Below are 20,360 nucleotides of genomic sequence, written 5' to 3'. Positions count from 1 at the left end.
AAAGCGAAGCCGTCATCCGGTATAAACACGGCAGTAAATTGAGAGATTTCTTCTTCTGTTAACTGACGGAAGAACAGAGAATCGGGCCCTTGCGCCTGAATGTTGCGGAGAAAAAGCATGGCGGGGAATGACCGCGAGCCAATTGGACGTAAAGGGAAACCCTCGCGTCCGGTGAAACAAAAGGTGAGCCGTCGTCAACTCAGAGATGAAGAGTATGACGACGATTATGATGATGATGACTATGAGGATGAAGAACCGATGCCGCGTAAGGGTAAAGGCAAAGGGCGTAAGCCTCGTGGTAAACGCGGCTGGTTCTGGCTGCTGGTAAAACTGTCGATTGTTTTTTTGGTGCTGATCGCCATTTACGGCGTTTATCTGGACCAAAAAATCCGCAGCCGTATAGATGGTAAAGTCTGGCAGCTTCCTGCGGCAGTATATGGCCGTATGGTTAACCTTGAGCCAGAAATGCCGATCGGCAAGAACGAGATGGTGAAACTGCTGGAGGCTACGCAGTATCGTCAGGTGACGAAAATGACGCGCCCTGGCGAATTCACCGTGCAGGCGAAAAGCATCGAGATGATCCGTCGTCCGTTTGATTTTCCGGACAGTAAAGAAGGTCAGGTGCGCGCGCGTCTGACCTTTGATGGCGACCATCTGGATACCATCGAGAATATGGATAACAACCGCCAGTTCGGTTTCTTCCGTCTCGATCCGCGACTGATTACCATGCTCTCTTCGCCTAACGGTGAGCAGCGCCTGTTTGTCCCGCGCAGTGGATTCCCGGATCTGCTGGTGGACACGCTGCTGGCGACCGAAGATCGTCACTTCTATGAGCATGACGGTATCAGCCTCTATTCCATTGGCCGCGCGGTGCTGGCGAACCTGACGGCGGGGCGCACGGTACAAGGGGCCAGTACGCTGACCCAGCAACTGGTGAAAAACCTGTTCCTGTCCAGCGAACGTTCCTACTGGCGTAAGGCCAACGAAGCCTATATGGCGCTGATCATGGATGCGCGTTACAGCAAAGACCGCATTCTTGAGCTGTACATGAACGAAGTCTATCTCGGTCAAAGCGGTGACAATGAGATCCGCGGCTTCCCGCTGGCGAGCCTTTACTACTTTGGCCGTCCGGTGGAAGAGCTGAGCCTCGACCAGCAGGCGCTGCTGGTAGGGATGGTTAAAGGAGCGTCAATCTATAACCCGTGGCGTAACCCGAAGCTGGCACTGGAGCGTCGTAACCTGGTGCTGCGTTTACTACAACAGCAGCAGATTATCGACCAGGATCTGTATGACATGCTGAGCGCGCGTCCGTTAGGCGTACAGCCGCGTGGTGGGGTGATCTCACCGCAGCCCGCCTTTATGCAGATGGTGCGCCAGGAGCTACAGGCAAAGCTGGGCGATAAAGTTAAAGACCTCTCCGGCGTGAAGATTTTCACCACCTTTGATTCCGTGGCGCAGGATGCTGCAGAAAAAGCGGCGGTGGAAGGTATTCCGGTGCTGAAGAAACAACGTAAGCTGAGCGATCTGGAAACCGCGATTGTGGTGGTCGACCGCTTCAGCGGCGAAGTGCGTGCCATGGTCGGGGGGGCAGAACCGCAGTTCGCTGGTTATAACCGTGCGATGCAGGCACGTCGTTCGATTGGTTCTTTGGCTAAACCAGCGACCTATCTGACCGCGCTCAGCCAGCCGAAGCTGTATCGTCTGAATACCTGGATTGCCGATGCCCCGATTGCGCTGCGTCAGCCTAACGGCCAGGTGTGGTCGCCGCAGAACGATGACCGTCGCTATAGCGAAAGCGGAAAAGTGATGCTGGTAGATGCGTTAACGCGCTCAATGAACGTGCCAACGGTAAATCTGGGGATGGCGCTGGGCCTGCCTGCCGTAACCGATACCTGGCTGAAGCTGGGCGCGCCGAAAGATCAGCTTAACCCGGTTCCGGCCATGCTGCTGGGGGCGTTGAACCTGACGCCGATCGAAGTGGCGCAGGCGTTCCAGACTATCGCCAGCGGCGGGAACCGTGCGCCGCTGTCGGCGCTGCGTTCGGTGATTGCCGAAGATGGTACGGTGCTGTATCAGAGCTTCCCGCAGGCCGAGCGTGCCGTTCCGGCGCAGGCGGCGTATATGACGCTGTGGACCATGCAGCAGGTGGTTCAGCGTGGTACGGGGCGTCAGCTTGGCGCGAAATATCCTGGGCTTCATCTGGCAGGGAAAACCGGGACCACTAACAACAACGTGGATACCTGGTTTGCCGGGATCGACGGCAGCCAGGTAACCATCACCTGGGTGGGCCGTGATAACAACCAGCCAACCAAGCTGTACGGTGCCAGCGGTGCGATGTCGATTTATCAGCGTTATCTTGCCAACCAGACGCCAACACCGCTGGTGCTGACACCGCCGGAAGATGTGGTGGATATGGGCGTGGACTACGACGGTAACTTCGTTTGTAGCGGGGGGATGCGTACGCTTCCGGTATGGACTACCGATCCTGATTCGCTGTGTCAGCAAGGTGAAATGATGCAACAGCCGACCGGGAATCCGTTCGATCAGTCAACGCCGCAGCAGCAGCCTCAACAGCAGCAGCAACAACCGGCGCAGCAGGAAAAGAAAGATAGCGACGGTGTCGCTGGCTGGATAAAGGATATGTTCGGCAGTAACTGATATTGCTCAAAACCCGCTTCGGCGGGTTTTTCTTCTTTGGTCCATTCTCAGGGCCGAATAACATTCCAGCCTAATTTATTAACCCTTTCTTTTCATCTGGTTATTTCTTAACCCCTCAGTTTTAGTAGGGACGCGTATTGCTTGCTATCTCGCCAGAGTTTCGAATATTATGCTGCCGTTATAATAATAATTCTCGTTTACGTTATCATTCACTTTCATCAGAGAAATACCAATGGCGCGTCTTAAAACTGCTCAGCCAAGTTCATCGCTGCGTAAAATCGCAGTAGTGGTAGCCACAGCGGTTAGCGGCATGTCTGTCTATGCACAGGCGGCGGTTGACCCGAAAGAAGAAACCATCACCGTAACTGCTGCTCCTGCCGCACAAGAAAGCGCATGGGGGCCAGCGGCAACCATCGCCGCACGACAGTCTGCTACGGCGACCAAAACCGACACCCCGATTCAAAAAGTTCCTCAGTCTATTTCAGTGGTCACCGCCGAAGAGATGGCGTTGCATCAGCCGAAATCAGTTAAAGAGGCGCTCAGCTACACGCCAGGCGTAGCCGTAGGCACCCGCGGCGCGTCTAACACCTATGACTACCTGATTATTCGCGGATTTGCCGCCGACGGCCAAAGTCAGAATAACTATCTGAATGGCCTGAAGATGCAGGGTAACTTCTACAACGATGCGGTAATCGACCCGTATATGCTGGAACGCGCTGAAGTGATGCGAGGTCCGGTTTCCGTTCTTTACGGAAAGAGTAACCCTGGCGGCTTGTTGAATATGGTCAGCAAACGCCCGACCACAGAGCCGTTAAAAGAAATTCAGTTCAAGATGGGCACTGACAGCCTGTTCCAGACCGGTTTTGACTTCAGCGATGCGCTGGATGACGATGGTGTGTACTCATACCGCCTGACCGGCCTGGCGCGTTCCGCGAATGCGCAGCAGCAGGGCGCGGAAGAACAACGCTACGCCATCGCGCCATCTTTCACATGGCGTCCGGATGATAAAACGAACTTCACCTTCCTCTCCTACTTCCAGAACGAGCCAGAAACTGGCTATTACGGCTGGCTGCCGAAAGAGGGGACGGTGACTGAGCTGCCGAACGGCAAGCGTCTGCCTACCGATTTCAACGAAGGTGCGAACAACAATACCTACTCTCGTAACGAGAAGATGGTGGGCTACAGCTTCGACCACGAATTTAACGACACCTTTACCGTGCGTCAGAACCTGCGTTACGCGCAAAACAAGGTTTCGCAGAACAGCGTGTATGGCTACGGTATGTGCTCTGATCCGCTCTATACAAAGGATCCGGCTAACAGTCCTTGCGCCAGCGTTCCTCAGTCCGAGTGGGCTCACACGCTGACTCGTCAGTATGTTGACGATAATGAGAAATTGCAGAACTTCGCTGTTGATACCCAGTTGCAGAGCAAATTCGCTACCGGTTCCGTGGATCACACATTGCTGACCGGCGTTGACTATATGCGGATGCGTAACGATATCAACTCCTGGTTTGGTTGGGCTGGTTCGGTAGCGCCTTCAGATATTTATAACCTTGATCGCAGCGACTTTGATTTTGGGGCACATACTGGACCGGGCGCTCCCTACCGTGTTCTGAATAAACAGGAACAAACGGGCCTGTACGCTCAGGATCAGATGCAGTGGGATAAGGTGCTGGTCACTCTGGGCGGTCGTTACGACTGGGCTAAGCAGGACTCACTGAACCGTGTTTCTGGCGTGCTTGATTCCCGTGATGACAGACAGTTCACCTGGCGTGGCGGTGTTAACTACCTGTTCGACAACGGTGTGACTCCGTATTTCAGCTACAGCGAATCGTTTGAACCTAGTTCTCAGGTCGGGGAAAGCGGTAATATCTTTACTCCATCTAAAGGTAAGCAGTACGAAGCGGGCGTGAAGTATGTGCCGAGCGATCGTCCGATCGTGATCACCGGTGCTGTTTACCAGTTGACCAAAACCAACAACCTGATGGCCGACCCGAACGGATCATTCTGGTCAGTTGAAGGCGGTGAAATTCGCTCACGTGGTGTGGAAATTGAAGCGAAAGCGGCGCTGTCAGCCAGCGTTAACGTGGTCGGTTCTTATACCTATACCGATGCGGAATACACCACTGACACCAACTACAAAGGTAACACGCCTGCTCAGGTGCCAAAACATATGGCATCACTGTGGGGGGATTACACCCTTTATGACGGCGCGCTTTCCGGGCTGACGTTGGGTACGGGTGTTCGTTATACTGGCTCCAGCTATGGCGATCCGGCAAACTCCTTCAAAGTGGGAAGCTATACGCTGGTGGATGCGTTAGTACGTTACGATCTGGCGCGCGTCGGCATGGCGGGTTCCAACGTGGCGCTGCATGTGAACAACCTGTTTGACCGTGAGTACGTCGCCAGCTGCTTCAATACCTATGGCTGCTTCTGGGGCGCAGAGCGTCAGGTCGTTGCAACCGCAACCTTCCGTTTCTAATTTCTTTTTGGGCACGCTTTGCGTGCCCGTTTTACAAGTTGGCTGCTATGCAGGAAAACAGATCCCATCCCGACACCACTTTCGCGTTGCGTAATGTCTCCTTTCGTGTGCCTGGCCGCACGCTGTTGCATCCTCTCTCATTAACTTTTCCGGTGGGGAAAGTAACCGGCCTTATCGGCCACAACGGGTCCGGAAAATCGACGTTATTGAAAATGCTGGGACGTCATCAGCCGCCGTCGGAAGGTGAAATCCTGCTCGACGAACAGCCGCTGGAGAACTGGAGCAGTAAAGCGTTTGCCCGCAAGGTCGCCTATCTGCCGCAGCAGTTGCCTCAGGCCGAAGGGATGACGGTGCGTGAACTGGTGGCGATTGGCCGCTATCCGTGGCACGGGGCGCTGGGACGTTTTGGCGTTGCCGACAGAGAGAAAGTAGAAGAAGCTATTTCGTTGGTCGGCTTAAAACCGCTGGCGCACCGCCTGGTGGATAGCCTGTCCGGCGGAGAACGCCAGCGTGCGTGGATTGCCATGCTGGTGGCACAGGACAGCCGCTGTCTGCTGCTTGATGAGCCGACTTCCGCGCTGGATATCGCTCATCAGGTTGACGTGCTGGCGCTGGTGCATCGCTTAAGCCAGCAGCGTGGGCTAACGGTGATTGCGGTGCTGCATGATATCAACATGGCGGCCCGCTACTGCGATTACTTAGTTGCGCTGCGCGGTGGTGAAATGATTGCGCAAGGAACGTCTGCTGAACTGATGCGCAGTGAAACTCTGGAACAGATTTACGGTATCCCGATGGGCATTTTGCCGCATCCGGCCGGTGCCGCACCCGTGAGTTTTGTCTATTAATGATTGAATTACATCATATTACCCGTCGGCGTCTGCTTACGGCGATGGCGCTCTCGCCGCTGCTGTGGCGGATGAATACGGCGTCCGCCGCGGCGATTGATCCGCAGCGTATTGTGGCGCTGGAATGGCTGCCGGTAGAGCTGTTGCTGGCGCTGGGTATTACGCCGTATGGCATTGCGGATATCCCTAACTACAAGCTGTGGGTCAGTGAGCCACCTCTACCGGACTCGGTGATTGATGTCGGGCTACGCACGGAACCCAATCTCGAACTGCTGACCGAAATGAAACCCTCGTTTCTGCTCTGGTCGGCAGGCTATGGTCCTTCCCCGGAAAAGCTGGCGCGTATTGCACCTGGTCGGGGATTTAACTTCAGCGACGGTAAAAAACCTCTGGTCGTTGCGCGACAATCGCTGCAGGAAATGGCGCAATTGTTCAATCTGCAGGACTCTGCTGAACGCCATCTGACTGAGTATGATCGTTTTATTGCCAGCCTGAAGCCGCGCTTCATTCAACGCGGCGCGCGCCCTGTGCTTCTCACCTCTCTGCTTGATTCGCGGCATATGCTGGTGTTTGGCCCAAACAGCCTGTTTCAGGACGTGCTGGACGAATATGGGATCCCCAACGCCTGGCAGGGAGAGACAAACTTTTGGGGCAGCACTGCCGTGAGTATTGACCGTCTGGCTGCTTTTCAGGATGTCGATGTATTGTGCTTTGATCACGGCAACGATAAAGAGATGGCTGCACTGATGTCTACGCCGTTGTGGCAGGCGATGCCCTTTGTTCGCAGTGGACGTTTTCAGCGCGTGCCGGCCGTCTGGTTCTATGGCGCAACGCTATCAGCCATGCATTTTGCCCGCATTCTGGATAATGCGCTGGGAGGCAAAGCGTGAGTAAACGTATCGCGCTGTTCCCCATTCTCCTGCTGACGGTTCTGTTTGTTGCCGCCTGTTGGCTCACATGGGTTAACTTCTCCGTTGCGCTACCGCGCAACCAGTGGCAACAGGCTATCTGGTCACCGGATATCGATGCCATTAAACAGATGGTTTTCCACTACAGCCTGCTGCCGAGGCTGGCGATTTCGCTGTTGGTCGGTGCCGGGCTGGGACTGGTCGGCGTATTGTTTCAGCAGGTGCTGCGTAACCCACTGGCGGAGCCAACCACGCTAGGCGTTGCGACCGGTGCGCAGTTGGGCATTACCGTCACGACGCTGTGGGCTATTCCCGGTGCGCTCACCACGCAATTTGCTGCGCTGGCAGGTGCTTGTGTCGTTGGGGCGCTGGTGTTTGGCGTCGCCTGGGGCAAACGTCTTTCTCCGGTGACGTTAATCCTCGCCGGACTGGTGGTCAGCCTGTACTGCGGGGCGATTAACCAGTTGATGGTTATCTTCCATCACGATCAACTGCAAAGCATGTTTTTATGGAGCAGCGGCACGCTAACCCAAACCGACTGGAGCGGCGTACAGCGACTGTGGCCACAGCTGCTGGGCGGCGTGATGCTGACTCTGCTGCTGTTGCGTCCAATGACGCTGATGGGACTGGATGACGGCGTGGCGCGTAACCTCGGTCTGGCGTTGTCGCTGGCGCGCCTGGCGGCCTTATCGCTGGCGATTGTCATCAGCGCCTTGCTGGTTAACGCGGTTGGGATTATCGGCTTTATTGGCCTCTTTGCACCGCTGCTGGCGAAAATGCTCGGCGCGCGGCGTCTGTTGGCGCGTCTGATGCTGGCCCCGCTGATTGGTGCGTTGATCCTCTGGCTCTCTGACCAAATCATTCTGTGGCTGACCCGCGTATGGATGGAGGTCTCCACCGGTTCGGTGACGGCGCTGATTGGCGCGCCATTGCTGCTGTGGTTATTGCCGCGCCTTAGAAGTATGAGCGCACCGGATATGAATGCCAGCAACCGTATCGCCGCGGAGCGTCAGAATGTACTGATGTTTGCGCTGGCGGGCGGGGTGGTTTTGCTGCTGACTCTGGTGGTGGCGCTGTCGTTTGGCCGCGATGCGCACGGCTGGACATGGGCCAGCGGCGCGATGCTGGATGAACTGATGCCCTGGCGCTGGCCACGTATTCTGGCGGCGTTGATTGCCGGGGTTATGCTGGCGGTAGCAGGCTGTATTATTCAGCGTCTGACCGGAAACCCAATGGCTAGCCCGGAAGTTCTGGGCATTAGCTCCGGCGCGGCATTTGGCGTGGTGTTAATGCTGTTTCTGGTCCCCGGAAATGCCTTTGGCTGGCTGCTGCCCGCAGGGAGCCTCGGGGCTGCGGTCACCTTGCTTATCATTATGATTGCCGCCGGGCGCGGTGGTTTTTCGCCGCACCGTATGCTGCTGGCAGGGATGGCGCTCAGTACTGCGTTTACTATGTTGTTGATGATGCTGCAGGCCAGCGGCGATCCGCGTATGGCGGGCGTGCTGACCTGGATCTCCGGCTCAACCTATAACGCGACGGGCGAACAGGTACTGCGCACCGGGATTGTGATGGTTATCCTGCTGGCACTGACGCCGCTGTGCCGTCGTTGGCTGACGATTTTACCGCTCGGCGGCGATACGGCGCGTGCGGTGGGTATGGCGATCACGCCGTCACGCGTGGGGTTACTGCTGTTGGCTGCGGGGCTGACGGCGACAGCAACCATGACCATTGGACCGTTGAGTTTTGTCGGGCTGATGGCTCCGCATATTGCCCGAATGATGGGTTTTCGTCGCGCGATGCCGCATATGCTGATTTCGGCGCTGGCGGGAGGTGTGCTGCTGGTCTTTGCTGACTGGTGCGGCAGGATGGTGCTGTTTCCGTATCAGATCCCGGCAGGATTACTGTCGACGTTTATTGGCGCGCCGTACTTTATCTATCTCCTACGTAAGCAGAGTCGCTGAGGTTAATCTCTTCCATTTAGGCTGCGTCGCCATCCGGCAATAAAAAAGCCGGGTGGCGGCTTCGCCTTACCCGGCCTACGTTATTTCTGGACGTTCTCTTTTACAATTTCGCAAACACCCGGCGCGCGGCGTCGATGGTGTTATTGATATCGTCTTCACTGTGCGCGACGGACATAAAGCCCGCTTCGAAGGCGGACGGCGCCAGGTAAATCCCTTCATCCAGCATCATGTGGAAGAAACGCTTGAAGCGTTCAACGTCGCATGCCATCACATCCTGATAGCAGGTCACGGTTTCTGCATCGGTGAAGAAAATCCCGAACATCCCGCCCACATGGTTAACCACCAGCGGAATATTCGTCTCTTCGGCGGCTTCCAGCAGACCTTCCGCCAGACGCGTCGTCAGTTCATTCAGCGTTTCATGAATACCCGGCTGGGCCACTTCGTTCAGACAAGCAAAACCTGCTGCCATCGCAATCGGGTTACCTGAAAGCGTACCCGCCTGATAAACCGGACCGGTCGGCGCCAGCGCGTCCATCACATCACGGCGACCGCCGAATGCGCCAACGGGCATCCCGCCACCGATGATTTTGCCAAGGCAGGTCAGATCCGGAACGACGCCGTAATAATCCTGCGCACCGGCTAGCGCCACGCGGAAACCGGTCATGACTTCATCGATGATCAACAGCGCGCCAAACTCATCACACAGGGCACGCAGGCCCGGCAGGAATTCTGGCAGCGGCGGGATGCAGTTCATGTTGCCTGCGACCGGCTCAACGATAATGCAGGCGATCTCCTGCGGATACTGTTCGAATGCCGCGCGAACGGAAGAGAGATCGTTGTAGGTGCAGGTCAGGGTGTGTTTCGCGAAATCGGCTGGAACGCCCGGAGAGTTTGGCTGACCCAGCGTTAACGCGCCGGAACCAGCTTTAACCAGCAGGCAGTCGGCATGACCGTGATAGCAACCTTCAAATTTGATGATCTTATCGCGACCGGTAAAACCGCGCGCCAGACGGATTGCGCTCATCGTCGCTTCCGTACCGGAGTTCACCATACGCACCATATCCATGGTCGGCACAAGTTCAGTGACCAGCTCCGCCATTTTCACTTCCATCTCGGTCGGCGCGCCGAAGCTTAAACCGCGTTCTGCGGCTTCAATCACCGCATTGCGAATTGCCGGGTGGTTATGGCCCAGTACCATCGGTCCCCAGGAACCGACGTAATCGACATAGGCTTTACCATCGACATCGTACAGATACGCGCCGTCCGCTTTTTCGATAAACAGCGGAGTACCACCCACGCCAGTAAAGGCGCGAACGGGGGAGTTAACGCCGCCAGGGATAAGTTCGCGTGCTGCGCTGTAGAGATTTTCAGACTTACTCATGGATGGGGTCCTGGTTCGTAGAAAAAGTAAATGCCCGCTATTCTAGTTATTCAGAGAAGGTTATGAAAGTTTTACGCATTTGAAACAATGCGATTTGCAGGGGATTTTCGTGAAATGTGCGAGTAGAATGCCGATTCCGTATTTGTATTACCAATTAATGATCATCTGATGAAGACTGACTCTCCCTCTTTTGAAGCACAACAAATTGTGCGTTTACGCCGCAGGGATCAAATCCGTCGACTCCTGGAACGCGACAAAACGCCGCTGGCGATCCTGTTGATGGCCGCCGTTGTCGGTACCGTGACGGGGCTTGTTGGCGTGGCATTTGAGAAAGCGGTGACCTGGGTACAAAATCAGCGCATTGGCGCCCTGGCCCAGGTTGCGGACCATGCCATTCTGCTGTGGCCGCTGGCGTTTATTCTCTCTGCATTGCTGGCGATGGTCGGCTATTTTCTGGTTCGTAAATTTGCGCCGGAAGCGGGAGGCTCGGGGATCCCTGAGATTGAAGGCGCGCTGGAAGAGCTACGACCTGTGCGCTGGTGGCGCGTTCTGCCGGTGAAATTTATTGGCGGCATGGGCACGCTGGGAGCCGGTATGGTGCTCGGGCGAGAAGGGCCGACCGTACAGATAGGCGGGAACATTGGGCGCATGGTGCTGGATATTTTCCGCATGCGCAGCGCCGAAGCGCGACATACCCTGCTGGCCACCGGTGCGGCTGCGGGTTTGTCGGCGGCGTTTAATGCGCCTCTGGCTGGGATCCTGTTCATTATTGAAGAGATGCGCCCGCAGTTTCGCTATAACCTCGTCTCGATCAAAGCCGTGTTTACCGGCGTTATTATGTCGAGCATTGTGTTTCGTGTGTTCAACGGTGAAGCACCGATTATTGAAGTCGGAAAGCTGTCTAATGCGCCGGTAAATACGCTGTGGCTGTATCTTGTGCTGGGGCTTATTTTTGGCTGTGTCGGGCCGTTGTTCAACACCATGGTGTTGCGTACCCAGGATATGTTCCAGCGCTTCCACGGCGGTGAAATTAAAAAATGGGTGCTGATGGGCGGCGCGATTGGTGGCCTGTGCGGGATCCTGGGATTAATTAAACCGGAAGCGGCAGGCGGCGGGTTTAACCTGATTCCTATCGCCGCGGCGGGTAATTTTAGCGTCGGTTTACTGCTGTTTATATTTATTACCCGGGTGATCACCACGCTGCTGTGCTTCTCGTCCGGCGCGCCCGGTGGGATTTTTGCCCCGATGCTGGCGCTGGGTACGTTACTTGGCACCGCGTTTGGTATGGCCGCGGCGGCCTCTTTTCCACAGTATCATCTGGAGGCCGGAACCTTTGCCATTGCCGGAATGGGGGCTTTGCTGGCGGCTTCGGTACGTGCACCGCTAACCGGTATTGTACTGGTGCTGGAGATGACCGATAACTATCAGCTCATTTTGCCAATGATTATTACCTGTCTTGGCGCAACACTATTAGCCCAATTTATGGGTGGAAAGCCGCTATACTCGACTATCCTTGCCCGCACGCTGGCAAAACAGGAAGCGGAGCAGGCGGCAAAAAACCAGAGTACCGCCGCTGGCGAGAATACTTGAACGAAATACCAGGGTATTAGATAATGGCCTTAACCATTGGGTTATAATTTGCCCAATTGCCAATGTCGTTTGGAGCAAAATATGAGTGATGACGTAGCGCTGCCACTGCAATTTACTGAAGCAGCAGCCAATAAAGTAAAAAGCCTGATCGCTGACGAAGATAACCCGAATCTGAAATTACGCGTGTATATCACCGGCGGTGGTTGCAGCGGTTTCCAGTACGGTTTCACCTTTGATGATCAGGTGAACGATGGTGATATGACCATTGAGAAACAAGGTGTGGGTCTGGTGGTTGATCCGATGAGCCTGCAATATCTGGTGGGCGGCGCGGTTGACTATACCGAAGGTCTGGAAGGTTCCCGCTTCGTTGTGACTAACCCCAATGCGAAAAGCACCTGCGGGTGTGGTTCTTCTTTCAGCATCTGATTGCTGCCTGTAATACCGATGGTCTGATGGTGTAGGCCCGGTAAGCGTAGCGCCACCGGGCAATGTGCCGGTTGGCGGCGTAAACGCCTTATCCGGCCTACATGTTCTGCATCATCACATCAGCGCCCGTTATCATCCAGTGCAAACGTCGGCAATTTCAAATGCCAGCGAATGGCGGCAAGCCTAATCAGCAGGGTGACGATCATCCCCATCATACTGGCGTTTTCCAGCGATACATTAAAGGTATAAAACGCTGTCGCATGCACGATCCCGCCGATAATACATGCCGTGGCGTAGATTTCGGTGCGCAGAATCATCGGGACTTCACGAGCTAACACGTCGCGAATGATCCCGCCGCCGACGCCGGTAATCACCCCCATACAAATCGCCACCAGGGGGCCCGTCCCGGCGAGAAATGCTTTATTGACGCCAATCCCCACGAACACAGCCAGGCCAACGGCATCCAGCACCGGAAGGATCCACTTCGGTAAACGTCGTGGCTGACGTACCAGCAGGATTGTCAGCATGCTGGTGATCATTGCCACCACCAGATCGGTGGGATCCTTAACCCAAAATACCGGCCCATGATCCAGCGCCATATCGCGGATCGTACCGCCGCCAACGGCGGTAACCACCCCGAGGACCAGGACGCCAAACGGGTCCATACGCAATTTTCCGGCCAGTAAGACGCCAGAGATAGCAAATACCGCGGTGCCGACAATATCCAGCCAATAGACGAGCATTTTTAAATCCTCACAACAGACCTGGTGGGGGCAGGCGCTAATTTATCTGTGAAAGCGCATTACAGAGTTGTTTTGCGGCGAGGATAATACGCGGGCTCGCGCGTTCGAACCAGTCACTATTAAGTGTAATAATGGGTATTTTTAGCTGGTTTCCCCAGTATTGTTCAATTTTCAGAGTTTCGCCTGGCCCTCCGGTTGCAACAATAGCCTGGGGCGCTCGTGCCAGGACCTGCTCACGGCTAACCTGCGGCCAGGGGACCCGACTGCCGGCAAAGATGTTTTCTCCACCGCATACCTCAAGAACTTCGTGCTGAATGGAGCCTTTTCCACTGGTAAACAGAGGATTTGCGCCAAACTGGAGAAACACGCGTTTTTTCGGTTTGTTGGCATACCGAGATTTTAGTAAAGCATAGTCATCAAGCATGGTTTGCGCCGCCTGTTTGGCCTGCTCAGGTTTTGGGCTCCACGCTGCCAGCTGGCGGAGCGCATCGGCGACCTGCTCGATGGTAACGGCGTCCACCCAGATGACCTTAATTCCCAGGGCGGTCAGTTGATTCACCTGCCGCTCAGCATTTCCCCCGCGCCAGGCGACGACTAAATCCGGTTTAAGCGCCACAATGCGTTCAAGGTTCATACCTTGCCAGGTGGAAACCTCCTCGATATTTTTGGCCGCTGGCGGGTAGTTTGAGTAGCTACTGACGCCTACGGGTGTAATGCCGGCGGCAAAGGCGAGTTCGGTATTGGCAGGAGAAAGCGTCACAACACGCGGTGCGGCGTACAGGAACGCCGGAAGAGTGAATAGCAGGGCGACCAGCGCCCTGGAGAGTAATTTAGCCATGCGCCAGTTTCTGTACCAGCGTTTCAACCATCAGGCTTGACTGTTTCGCGGCAACAACCAGGAACTCGTCAAAGCTGAGATGGGACTGCTGATCGGCGACGTCAGAGATGGCGCGAACCACGACAAACGGCACATTGAAGTTATGGCAAACGTGCGCAATCGCGGTCGCTTCCATCTCAACGGCAATGGCCTGCGGGAAGTTATGCTTAATTTTAGCCAGACCCACGGAGCCATTAATGAAGGCATCGCCGCTGACGATAAGTCCGCGAACGGCGTTCAGATTGAGTTGCGCAATGCAGGATTCTGCTGCAGCAATCAGCGCAGGATCGGCTTTAAAACCAGCCGGGCAGCCCGGTAACTGACCAAATTCATAGCCAAAGGCGGTGACGTCGGCATCGTGATAGCGCGCTTCGTCAGAAACCACAATATCGCCGACTTTCAGCGTAGAGGCCAGGCCGCCCGCGGAACCGGTGTTAATGATGGCATCCGGCTTGCAGCGTTCAAGCAGCAGCGTAGCGCCCAGCGCCGCCGCCACTTTACCGATACCTGATTTCAGTAGCGCAACCTCTGTACCGTTCAGTTGGCCGGTGTAAATTTCACAACCGCCGAGAGAGAGGGTCTGACGGTTTTCGATTTTGTCACGCAGCAGCGTAACTTCTTCTTCCATTGCACCAATGATGCCGATTTTCATAGATTTACTCGCGATAAGCCAGATTTGAGGGCATAGTCTATCATGCGCTTAAGGGGTAGCGCATTTCTCAGGCGGGAGAGGATATGGTACAGATCGATTTTCGAAAAAAAATAAACTGGCATCGTCGTTACCGTTCGCCGCAGGGCGTGAAGACGGAGCATGAGATCCTGCGTATTTTCGAAAGCGATCGTGGACGTATTATCAATTCTCCGGCTATTCGCCGACTGCAACAAAAAACCCAGGTTTTTCCGCTGGAGCGTAACGCGGCGGTGCGCACGCGCCTGACGCACTCGATGGAAGTTCAGCAAGTTGGGCGCTATATCGCTAAAGAGATCCTCAGCCGACTGAAAGAACTAAAACTGCTGGAGCAGTATGGTCTGGATGAACTGACGGGACCGTTTGAGAGTATTGTCGAAATGTCGTGCCTGATGCATGACATTGGCAATCCGCCGTTTGGTCATTTTGGTGAAGCGGCGATTAATGACTGGTTCCGCCAGCGGCTGTATCCCGCCGACGCGGAAAGTCAGCCCCTCAGCGATGACCGCTGCCTGGTGGCGGCGTTACGTTTGCGCGAAGGCGAAGAGTCGCTGAATGATATTCGCCGTAAGGTGCGCCAGGACCTGTGCCATTTTGAAGGTAATGCCCAGGGGATTCGTCTGGTGCATACTTTGATGCGTATGAATCTTACCTGGGCTCAGGTTGGTGGTATTTTAAAATATACCCGTCCGGCGTGGTGGCGCGGAAGTACGCCTACGACGCATGACTATTTAATGAAGAAGCCGGGCTATTACCTTTCTGAAGAACCGTATATTGAACGGTTACGTAAAGAATTATCATTAGCGCCCTACAGTCGCTTTCCTTTAACCTGGATAATGGAAGCTGCCGATGATATCTCTTATTGCGTGGCCGACCTGGAAGATGCCGTTGAGAAAAGAATCTTTAGTGTCGAACAACTTTATCACCATCTGCATGAGGCGTGGGGGCATCACGAAAAAGGTTCCCTGTTTAGTCAGGTTGTTGAGAATGCCTGGGAGAAATCACGTTCAAATACATTAAGCCGGAGCACGGAAGATCAGTTCTTTATGTATTTACGCGTCAATACGCTGAATAAACTGGTGCCGTATGCAGCCCAGCGGTTTATTGATAATTTACCGCAGGTTTTTGACGGCAGCTTTAATCACGCGCTGTTAGAAGATGCCAGTAGCTTTAGTCAGTTGCTGGGGGTCTATAAAAATGTGGCGGTAAAACACGTATTTAGTCATCCGGACGTTGAGCAGTTGGAATTGCAGGGGTATCGGGTGATCAGCGGGTTGCTGGAGATCTATCAGCCTTTATTAAAAATGTCCCAGTCAGATTTTACTGAGCTGGTCGACAATGAAAGAGTTAAACGTTTTCCTATCGAATCACGATTATTTCAGAAGTTGTCTACTCGCCATCGCCTTGCTTATGTCGAGGCGGTTAGTAAAATATCAACGGGTTGCGCTGAGTTTTCGGTAATGGAATATTATTATCGCTGCCGGCTGATTCAGGATTATATCAGCGGGATGACCGATCTGTATGCCTGGGATGAATATCGTCGCTTGATGGCCGTAGAACAATAAATACTCATTTGTAAAGACGGCCAATAAAATTTTACTTTTTCCTTAAACTCAATTCTGGAACTTAGCGCTATAAAACGACTCTGACGTATACAGCAATTTTGCGTTACCTGTTAATCGAGAACGAAACACATGAAAAAAACCACATTAGCAATGAGTGCACTGGCTCTGAGTTTAGGTTTGGCGTTGTCCCCCCTGTCTGCCACAGCGGCTGAGACGTCGTCTTCAGCAATGACCGCCCAACAGATGCCAAGCCTGGCCCCGATGCTCGAAAAAGTGATGCCATCGGTGGTAAGTATTAACGTCGAGGGGAGCACGACGGTAAATACGCCGCGTATGCCGCGTAATTTCCAGCAGTTCTTCGGTGATAATTCACCATTCTGCCAGGACGGTTCACCGTTCCAGAGTTCACCGTTCTGCCAGGGCGGCGCGCCGGGCGCTGACAACGGCGGCGGCCAGCAGCAGAAATTTATGGCGCTGGGTTCCGGCGTAATTATTGATGCCGCGAAAGGGTATGTCGTGACCAACAACCACGTGGTGGATAACGCCACGGTGATTAAGGTTCAGTTGAGCGATGGCCGTAAATTTGATGCGAAGATCGTGGGTAAAGATCCGCGATCCGATATCGCGCTGATCCAAATTCAGGATCCGAAAAACCTGACGGCGATTAAGCTGGCTGATTCCGACGCGCTGCGTGTGGGTGATTACACCGTAGCAATTGGTAACCCGTTTGGCCTCGGTGAGACCGTGACCTCCGGTATTGTTTCTGCGCTGGGCCGTAGCGGCCTGAACGCGGAAAACTACGAAAACTTTATTCAGACGGATGCCGCGATCAACCGGGGTAACTCCGGTGGCGCACTGGTTAACCTGAACGGTGAGCTGATCGGTATTAACACCGCGATCCTTGCGCCGGACGGCGGTAACATCGGTATCGGCTTTGCAATCCCGAGCAACATGGTGAAAAACCTGACGTCACAGATGGTTGAGTTTGGTCAGGTTAAACGCGGTGAGCTGGGTATTATGGGTACCGAGCTGAGCTCTGAGCTGGCGAAAGCGATGAAAGTTGATGCTCAGCGTGGCGCATTTGTCAGCCAGGTGATGCCGAACTCTTCCGCAGCGAAAGCTGGTATTAAAGCCGGGGATGTGATTACCTCCCTGAACGGTAAACCGATCAGCAGCTTCGCCGCCCTGCGTGCGCAGGTGGGTACGATGCCGGTAGGCAGCAAAATTAACCTTGGCCTGTTGCGTGACGGTAAGCCGGTCACTGTGAATCTGGAACTGCAGCAGAGCAGCCAGACTCAGGTTGATTCCAGCTCTATCTTCAAAGGCATTGAAGGGGCTGATATGAGCAACAAAGGCCAGGACAAAGGGGTCGTGGTCAGCGAGGTGAAAGCGAATTCTCCGGCTGCACGGATTGGCCTGAAGAAAGGGGATGTGATTATCGGTGCGAACCAGCAGCCGGTGAAAAATATCGCCGAACTGCGCAAAATCCTCGACAGCAAACCAGCTGTACTGGCGCTGAACATTCAGCGTGGTGACAGCTCCATCTATCTGTTGATGCAGTAATCTCCCTAAACCCCTTCCTGCACAGGAAGGGGTTTCTTTTTGTGATACTTCCCACAACTCCATACTTCTCCCTCTCGCTTTGTGCAGTTGCACAATGCCGCCGCTTATTATCTTCCCTATGCTTGAGCTCTGCTCACAGGAGGGGTTTATGGCTGGCTGGCATCTTGATACCAAAATGGCGCAGGATATCGTAGCGCGAACCATGCGCATCATTGATACCAATATCAACGTAATGGATGCCCGCGGGCGGATCATTGGCAGCGGCGATCGCGAACGAATTGGTGAATTGCACGAAGGCGCGCTGCTGGTGCTTTCACAAGGTCGGGTGGTCGATATTGACGATGCGGTAGCCCGGCATTTACACGGCGTGCGTCAGGGGATAAACCTGCCGCTGCGTCTGGAAGGCGAAATCGTTGGCGTTATCGGTCTTACTGGCGAGCCGGAACATCTGCGCAAGTATGGCGAACTGGTGTGCATGACCGCCGAAATGATGCTGGAACAGTCGCGTCTGATGCATCTGTTAGCGCAGGATAGCCGTCTGCGTGAAGAGCTGGTGATGAACCTGATTCAGGCTGAAGAGAATACCCCGGCGCTGATGGAATGGGCACAGCGATTGGGCATTGATTTGAACCAGCCGCGCGTGGTGGCGGTAGTGGAGGTCGACAGCGGTCAGCTTGGCGTTGATAGTGCGATGGCGGAGCTACAGCAATTGCAGAACGCGTTGACTACACCCGAACGTAATAATCTGATTGCGATTGTTTCTCTGACCGAGATGGTGGTGCTGAAACCAGCGCTCAATCAGTTTGGCCGCTGGGACGCTGAAGATCATCGCAAGCGCGTTGAGCAACTGATTGCCCGCATGAAAGAGAATGGACAACTGCGTTTTCGCGTGTCGCTGGGCAACTATTTTACCGGGCCCGGCAGCATTGCCCGTTCGTATCGTACGGCGCGCACCACCATGATGGTCGGCAAGCAGCGGATGCCGGAAAGCCGGAGCTATTTCTATCAGGACTTGATGCTGCCGGTGCTGCTGGACAGCCTGCGCGGCGGCTGGCAGGCCAATGAGCTGGCGCGCCCGCTGGTAAGGCTGAAAGCGATGGATAACAACGGTTTGCTGCGTCGAACATTATCGGCATGGTTTCGACATAACGTTCAGCCGCTGGCGACCTCAAAAGCATTGTTTATTCACCGCAATACGCTGGAGTATCGCCTGAACCGTATTTCAGAGCTGACCGGGCTGGATCTGGGGAATTTTGACGATCGACTGCTGCTGTATGTGGCGTTGCAACTGGATGAGCAGCATTGATTAATTGCCTGATAAGCGTAGCGCTATCAGGCAACAATCAACTTATTTGCGCGTTAGCTTTTCCAGATCGGCTTCAATCTCGCTGATCTTGTTGGTCACGACGCTTTCCAGATGACGTAAATCATCGAGGATCTTGCGTTTAAGATCGACTTCGCTGCGATCTCGCTGGCAGATCTGATCCAGTTCGTCGATCACGTAGCGCAGGTTGGGACTGATCTCCTGCACTTCTTTGTAACCCTGGCCGACGCCATCGGCGACAACCGTTTTACGCTGACGGGGATATTTGAACTTCACGCTCTTGGCAAAAAACTCGCCTTTATCCTTCTGGAAATAGATTTTCAGGATATCGTTGTTGGCTTCTTGCCGCAGACTGTAACGATCGATCTCTTCAGGATTAGTAATGCCCAGACTTTTCAGATTGTCATACATAGCGGTACCCTTAAGCTCACTATAACCATTGAATAATTAACGAAAAGCCTTGTTTATGCCACTCGCAGATGTAAAAAAAGCGGGCTAAGCCCGCTTTTTCAAATCGCTGTTAGTCGATGGTGCGTAACAGTTCGTTGATTCCCACTTTGCCACGCGTTTTGGCATCGACTTTCTTCACAATCACCGCACAGTACAGGCTGTATTTGCCATCTTTCGACGGCAGGTTGCCGGAGACGACCACGGAGCCCGCCGGAACGCGGCCGTAATGCACTTCGCCGGTTTCGCGATCGTAAATACGGGTGCTCTGGCCGATATACACACCCATAGAGATGACGGAGCCTTCTTCGACGATCACGCCTTCAACCACTTCAGAGCGCGCGCCGATGAAGCAGTTGTCTTCGATGATGGTCGGGTTAGCCTGCAACGGTTCCAGTACGCCACCAATACCAACGCCACCGGACAGGTGTACATTCTTACCGATTTGCGCACAGGAACCCACGGTCGCCCAGGTATCAACCATCGTACCTTCATCAACATAAGCGCCGATGTTCACGTAAGACGGCATCAGCACGGTGTTACGGGCGATAAACGCGCCCTGACGCACTGCCGCAGGCGGAACCACGCGGAAACCTTCTTTCTGGAAGCGCGCTTCGTCGTAGTTGGCGAATTTCATCGGCACTTTATCGAAGTAACGGCTTTCCGCACCTTCGATAACCTGATTATCGTTAATACGGAAAGAGAGCAGGACCGCCTTTTTCAGCCACTGATGCGTGACCCACTGACCCTCAATCTTTTCTGCGACGCGCAGTGCACCGGAATCCAGTAAAGAAATAACCTGATTCACCGCTTCGCGGGTTACGGTATCTACATTTGCCGGAGTAATGTCGGCACGGCGCTCGAAAGCGGACTCAATAACGTTCTGTAACTGCTGCATTGTT

Annotated in this window: 16 protein-coding genes and 1 pseudogene; 11 read left to right on the top strand and 6 right to left on the bottom strand. The window is 54.4% G+C overall.

What is annotated here, in order from left to right; genetic code table 11:
- Positions 1 to 117 precede the first annotated feature (117 nt).
- The 5 genes from mrcB (at position 118) to fhuB (ending at position 8,854) form a co-directional block, all read left to right on the top strand.
- On the top strand, positions 118 to 2,658 hold the full coding sequence (gene mrcB / locus HVZ52_RS18735; protein ID WP_016151745.1) for a bifunctional glycosyl transferase/transpeptidase: 2,541 nt from the start codon (positions 118 to 120) through the stop codon (positions 2,656 to 2,658).
- A 232-nt stretch (positions 2,659 to 2,890) separates the two neighbouring features.
- A complete protein-coding gene (gene fhuA, locus HVZ52_RS18730; protein ID WP_049269202.1) occupies positions 2,891 to 5,140 on the top strand; it encodes a ferrichrome porin FhuA in 2,250 nt (749 codons plus the stop codon).
- A gap of 47 nt (positions 5,141 to 5,187) precedes the next feature.
- Complete coding sequence (gene fhuC, locus HVZ52_RS18725; protein ID WP_101700737.1) at positions 5,188 to 5,985, top strand: Fe3+-hydroxamate ABC transporter ATP-binding protein FhuC; 798 nt, start codon at positions 5,188 to 5,190, stop codon at positions 5,983 to 5,985.
- Positions 5,985 to 6,875 (top strand): Fe(3+)-hydroxamate ABC transporter substrate-binding protein FhuD, encoded by an 891-nt coding sequence (gene fhuD, locus HVZ52_RS18720; RefSeq protein ID WP_049042714.1) that lies wholly within the window; start codon positions 5,985 to 5,987, stop codon positions 6,873 to 6,875. Before fhuC ends, fhuD begins: the two co-directional genes overlap by 1 nt.
- Positions 6,872 to 8,854, top strand: coding sequence for a Fe(3+)-hydroxamate ABC transporter permease FhuB (gene fhuB, locus HVZ52_RS18715; protein WP_019078398.1), 1,983 nt, complete (start codon positions 6,872 to 6,874; stop codon positions 8,852 to 8,854). Before fhuD ends, fhuB begins: the two co-directional genes overlap by 4 nt.
- Positions 8,855 to 8,954: 100 nt before the next feature.
- Here the strand turns inward: fhuB and hemL are convergent, their stop codons facing one another.
- Positions 8,955 to 10,235, bottom strand: coding sequence for a glutamate-1-semialdehyde 2,1-aminomutase (gene hemL / locus HVZ52_RS18710; RefSeq protein ID WP_016155721.1), 1,281 nt, complete (start codon positions 10,233 to 10,235; stop codon positions 8,955 to 8,957).
- A gap of 168 nt (positions 10,236 to 10,403) precedes the next feature.
- Here hemL and clcA point away from each other — a divergent pair, with 168 nt between their 5' ends.
- The 3 genes and pseudogenes from clcA (at position 10,404) to erpA (ending at position 12,251) form a co-directional block, all read left to right on the top strand.
- Complete coding sequence (gene clcA, locus HVZ52_RS18705; protein WP_016151750.1) at positions 10,404 to 11,825, top strand: H(+)/Cl(-) exchange transporter ClcA; 1,422 nt, start codon at positions 10,404 to 10,406, stop codon at positions 11,823 to 11,825.
- A gap of 23 nt (positions 11,826 to 11,848) precedes the next feature.
- Positions 11,849 to 11,914 (top strand): annotated as a pseudogene (gene yadW, locus HVZ52_RS22965) (small protein YadW).
- On the top strand, positions 11,907 to 12,251 hold the full coding sequence (erpA, locus tag HVZ52_RS18700; RefSeq protein ID WP_003018581.1) for an iron-sulfur cluster insertion protein ErpA: 345 nt from the start codon (positions 11,907 to 11,909) through the stop codon (positions 12,249 to 12,251). The pseudogene yadW and the gene erpA overlap by 8 nt, the downstream one beginning before the upstream one ends.
- 119 nt (positions 12,252 to 12,370) lie before the next feature.
- On the opposite strand, the gene HVZ52_RS18695 is transcribed toward erpA, so the two are convergent.
- The 3 genes from HVZ52_RS18695 to mtnN are packed head-to-tail and all read right to left on the bottom strand — an operon-like array spanning position 12,371 to position 14,523.
- Positions 12,371 to 12,994: a TRIC cation channel family protein gene (locus tag HVZ52_RS18695; RefSeq protein WP_006686772.1), complete on the bottom strand. Its 624-nt coding sequence runs from the start codon at positions 12,992 to 12,994 to the stop codon at positions 12,371 to 12,373.
- A gap of 37 nt (positions 12,995 to 13,031) precedes the next feature.
- On the bottom strand, positions 13,032 to 13,832 hold the full coding sequence (gene btuF / locus HVZ52_RS18690) for a vitamin B12 ABC transporter substrate-binding protein BtuF (RefSeq protein ID WP_016155723.1): 801 nt from the start codon (positions 13,830 to 13,832) through the stop codon (positions 13,032 to 13,034).
- Entirely contained in the window at positions 13,825 to 14,523 is a 699-nt protein-coding gene (mtnN, locus tag HVZ52_RS18685) for a 5'-methylthioadenosine/S-adenosylhomocysteine nucleosidase (protein ID WP_016151752.1), read from the bottom strand. The genes btuF and mtnN overlap by 8 nt, the downstream gene beginning before the upstream one ends.
- Before the next feature lie 83 nt (positions 14,524 to 14,606).
- Between mtnN and dgt the strand changes: the two genes are divergently transcribed.
- The 3 genes from dgt (at position 14,607) to cdaR (ending at position 18,993) form a co-directional block, all read left to right on the top strand.
- On the top strand, positions 14,607 to 16,124 hold the full coding sequence (gene dgt / locus HVZ52_RS18680) for a dGTPase (RefSeq protein ID WP_016155724.1): 1,518 nt from the start codon (positions 14,607 to 14,609) through the stop codon (positions 16,122 to 16,124).
- Positions 16,125 to 16,253: 129 nt separating this feature from the next.
- On the top strand, positions 16,254 to 17,687 hold the full coding sequence (degP, locus tag HVZ52_RS18675) for a serine endoprotease DegP (protein WP_016151754.1): 1,434 nt from the start codon (positions 16,254 to 16,256) through the stop codon (positions 17,685 to 17,687).
- 148 nt (positions 17,688 to 17,835) lie between these two features.
- The gene (cdaR, locus tag HVZ52_RS18670) at positions 17,836 to 18,993 is read left to right on the top strand and encodes a DNA-binding transcriptional regulator CdaR (protein ID WP_016151755.1); all 1,158 of its coding nucleotides are present in this window, start codon (positions 17,836 to 17,838) and stop codon (positions 18,991 to 18,993) included.
- Positions 18,994 to 19,035: 42 nt separating this feature from the next.
- Here the strand turns inward: cdaR and HVZ52_RS18665 are convergent, their stop codons facing one another.
- Positions 19,036 to 19,422, bottom strand: a complete 387-nt coding sequence (locus tag HVZ52_RS18665) for a DUF3461 family protein (RefSeq protein ID WP_003018562.1) — start codon at positions 19,420 to 19,422, stop codon at positions 19,036 to 19,038.
- 109 nt (positions 19,423 to 19,531) lie between these two features.
- Positions 19,532 to 20,356 carry a 2,3,4,5-tetrahydropyridine-2,6-dicarboxylate N-succinyltransferase gene (gene dapD, locus HVZ52_RS18660; RefSeq protein ID WP_003829186.1) on the bottom strand — a complete coding sequence of 275 codons (825 nt, stop codon included), beginning with the start codon at positions 20,354 to 20,356 and terminating at the stop codon, positions 19,532 to 19,534.
- Between the last annotated feature and the right edge of the window lie 4 nt (positions 20,357 to 20,360).

This window comes from Citrobacter sp. RHB36-C18, assembly GCF_013814485.1.
In the GTDB taxonomy this organism is placed as follows: Bacteria; Pseudomonadota; Gammaproteobacteria; order Enterobacterales; family Enterobacteriaceae; genus Citrobacter; species Citrobacter braakii.
Note: the sequence above shows the minus strand (reverse complement) of the source record. Positions and strands in the feature narration are given on the sequence as shown.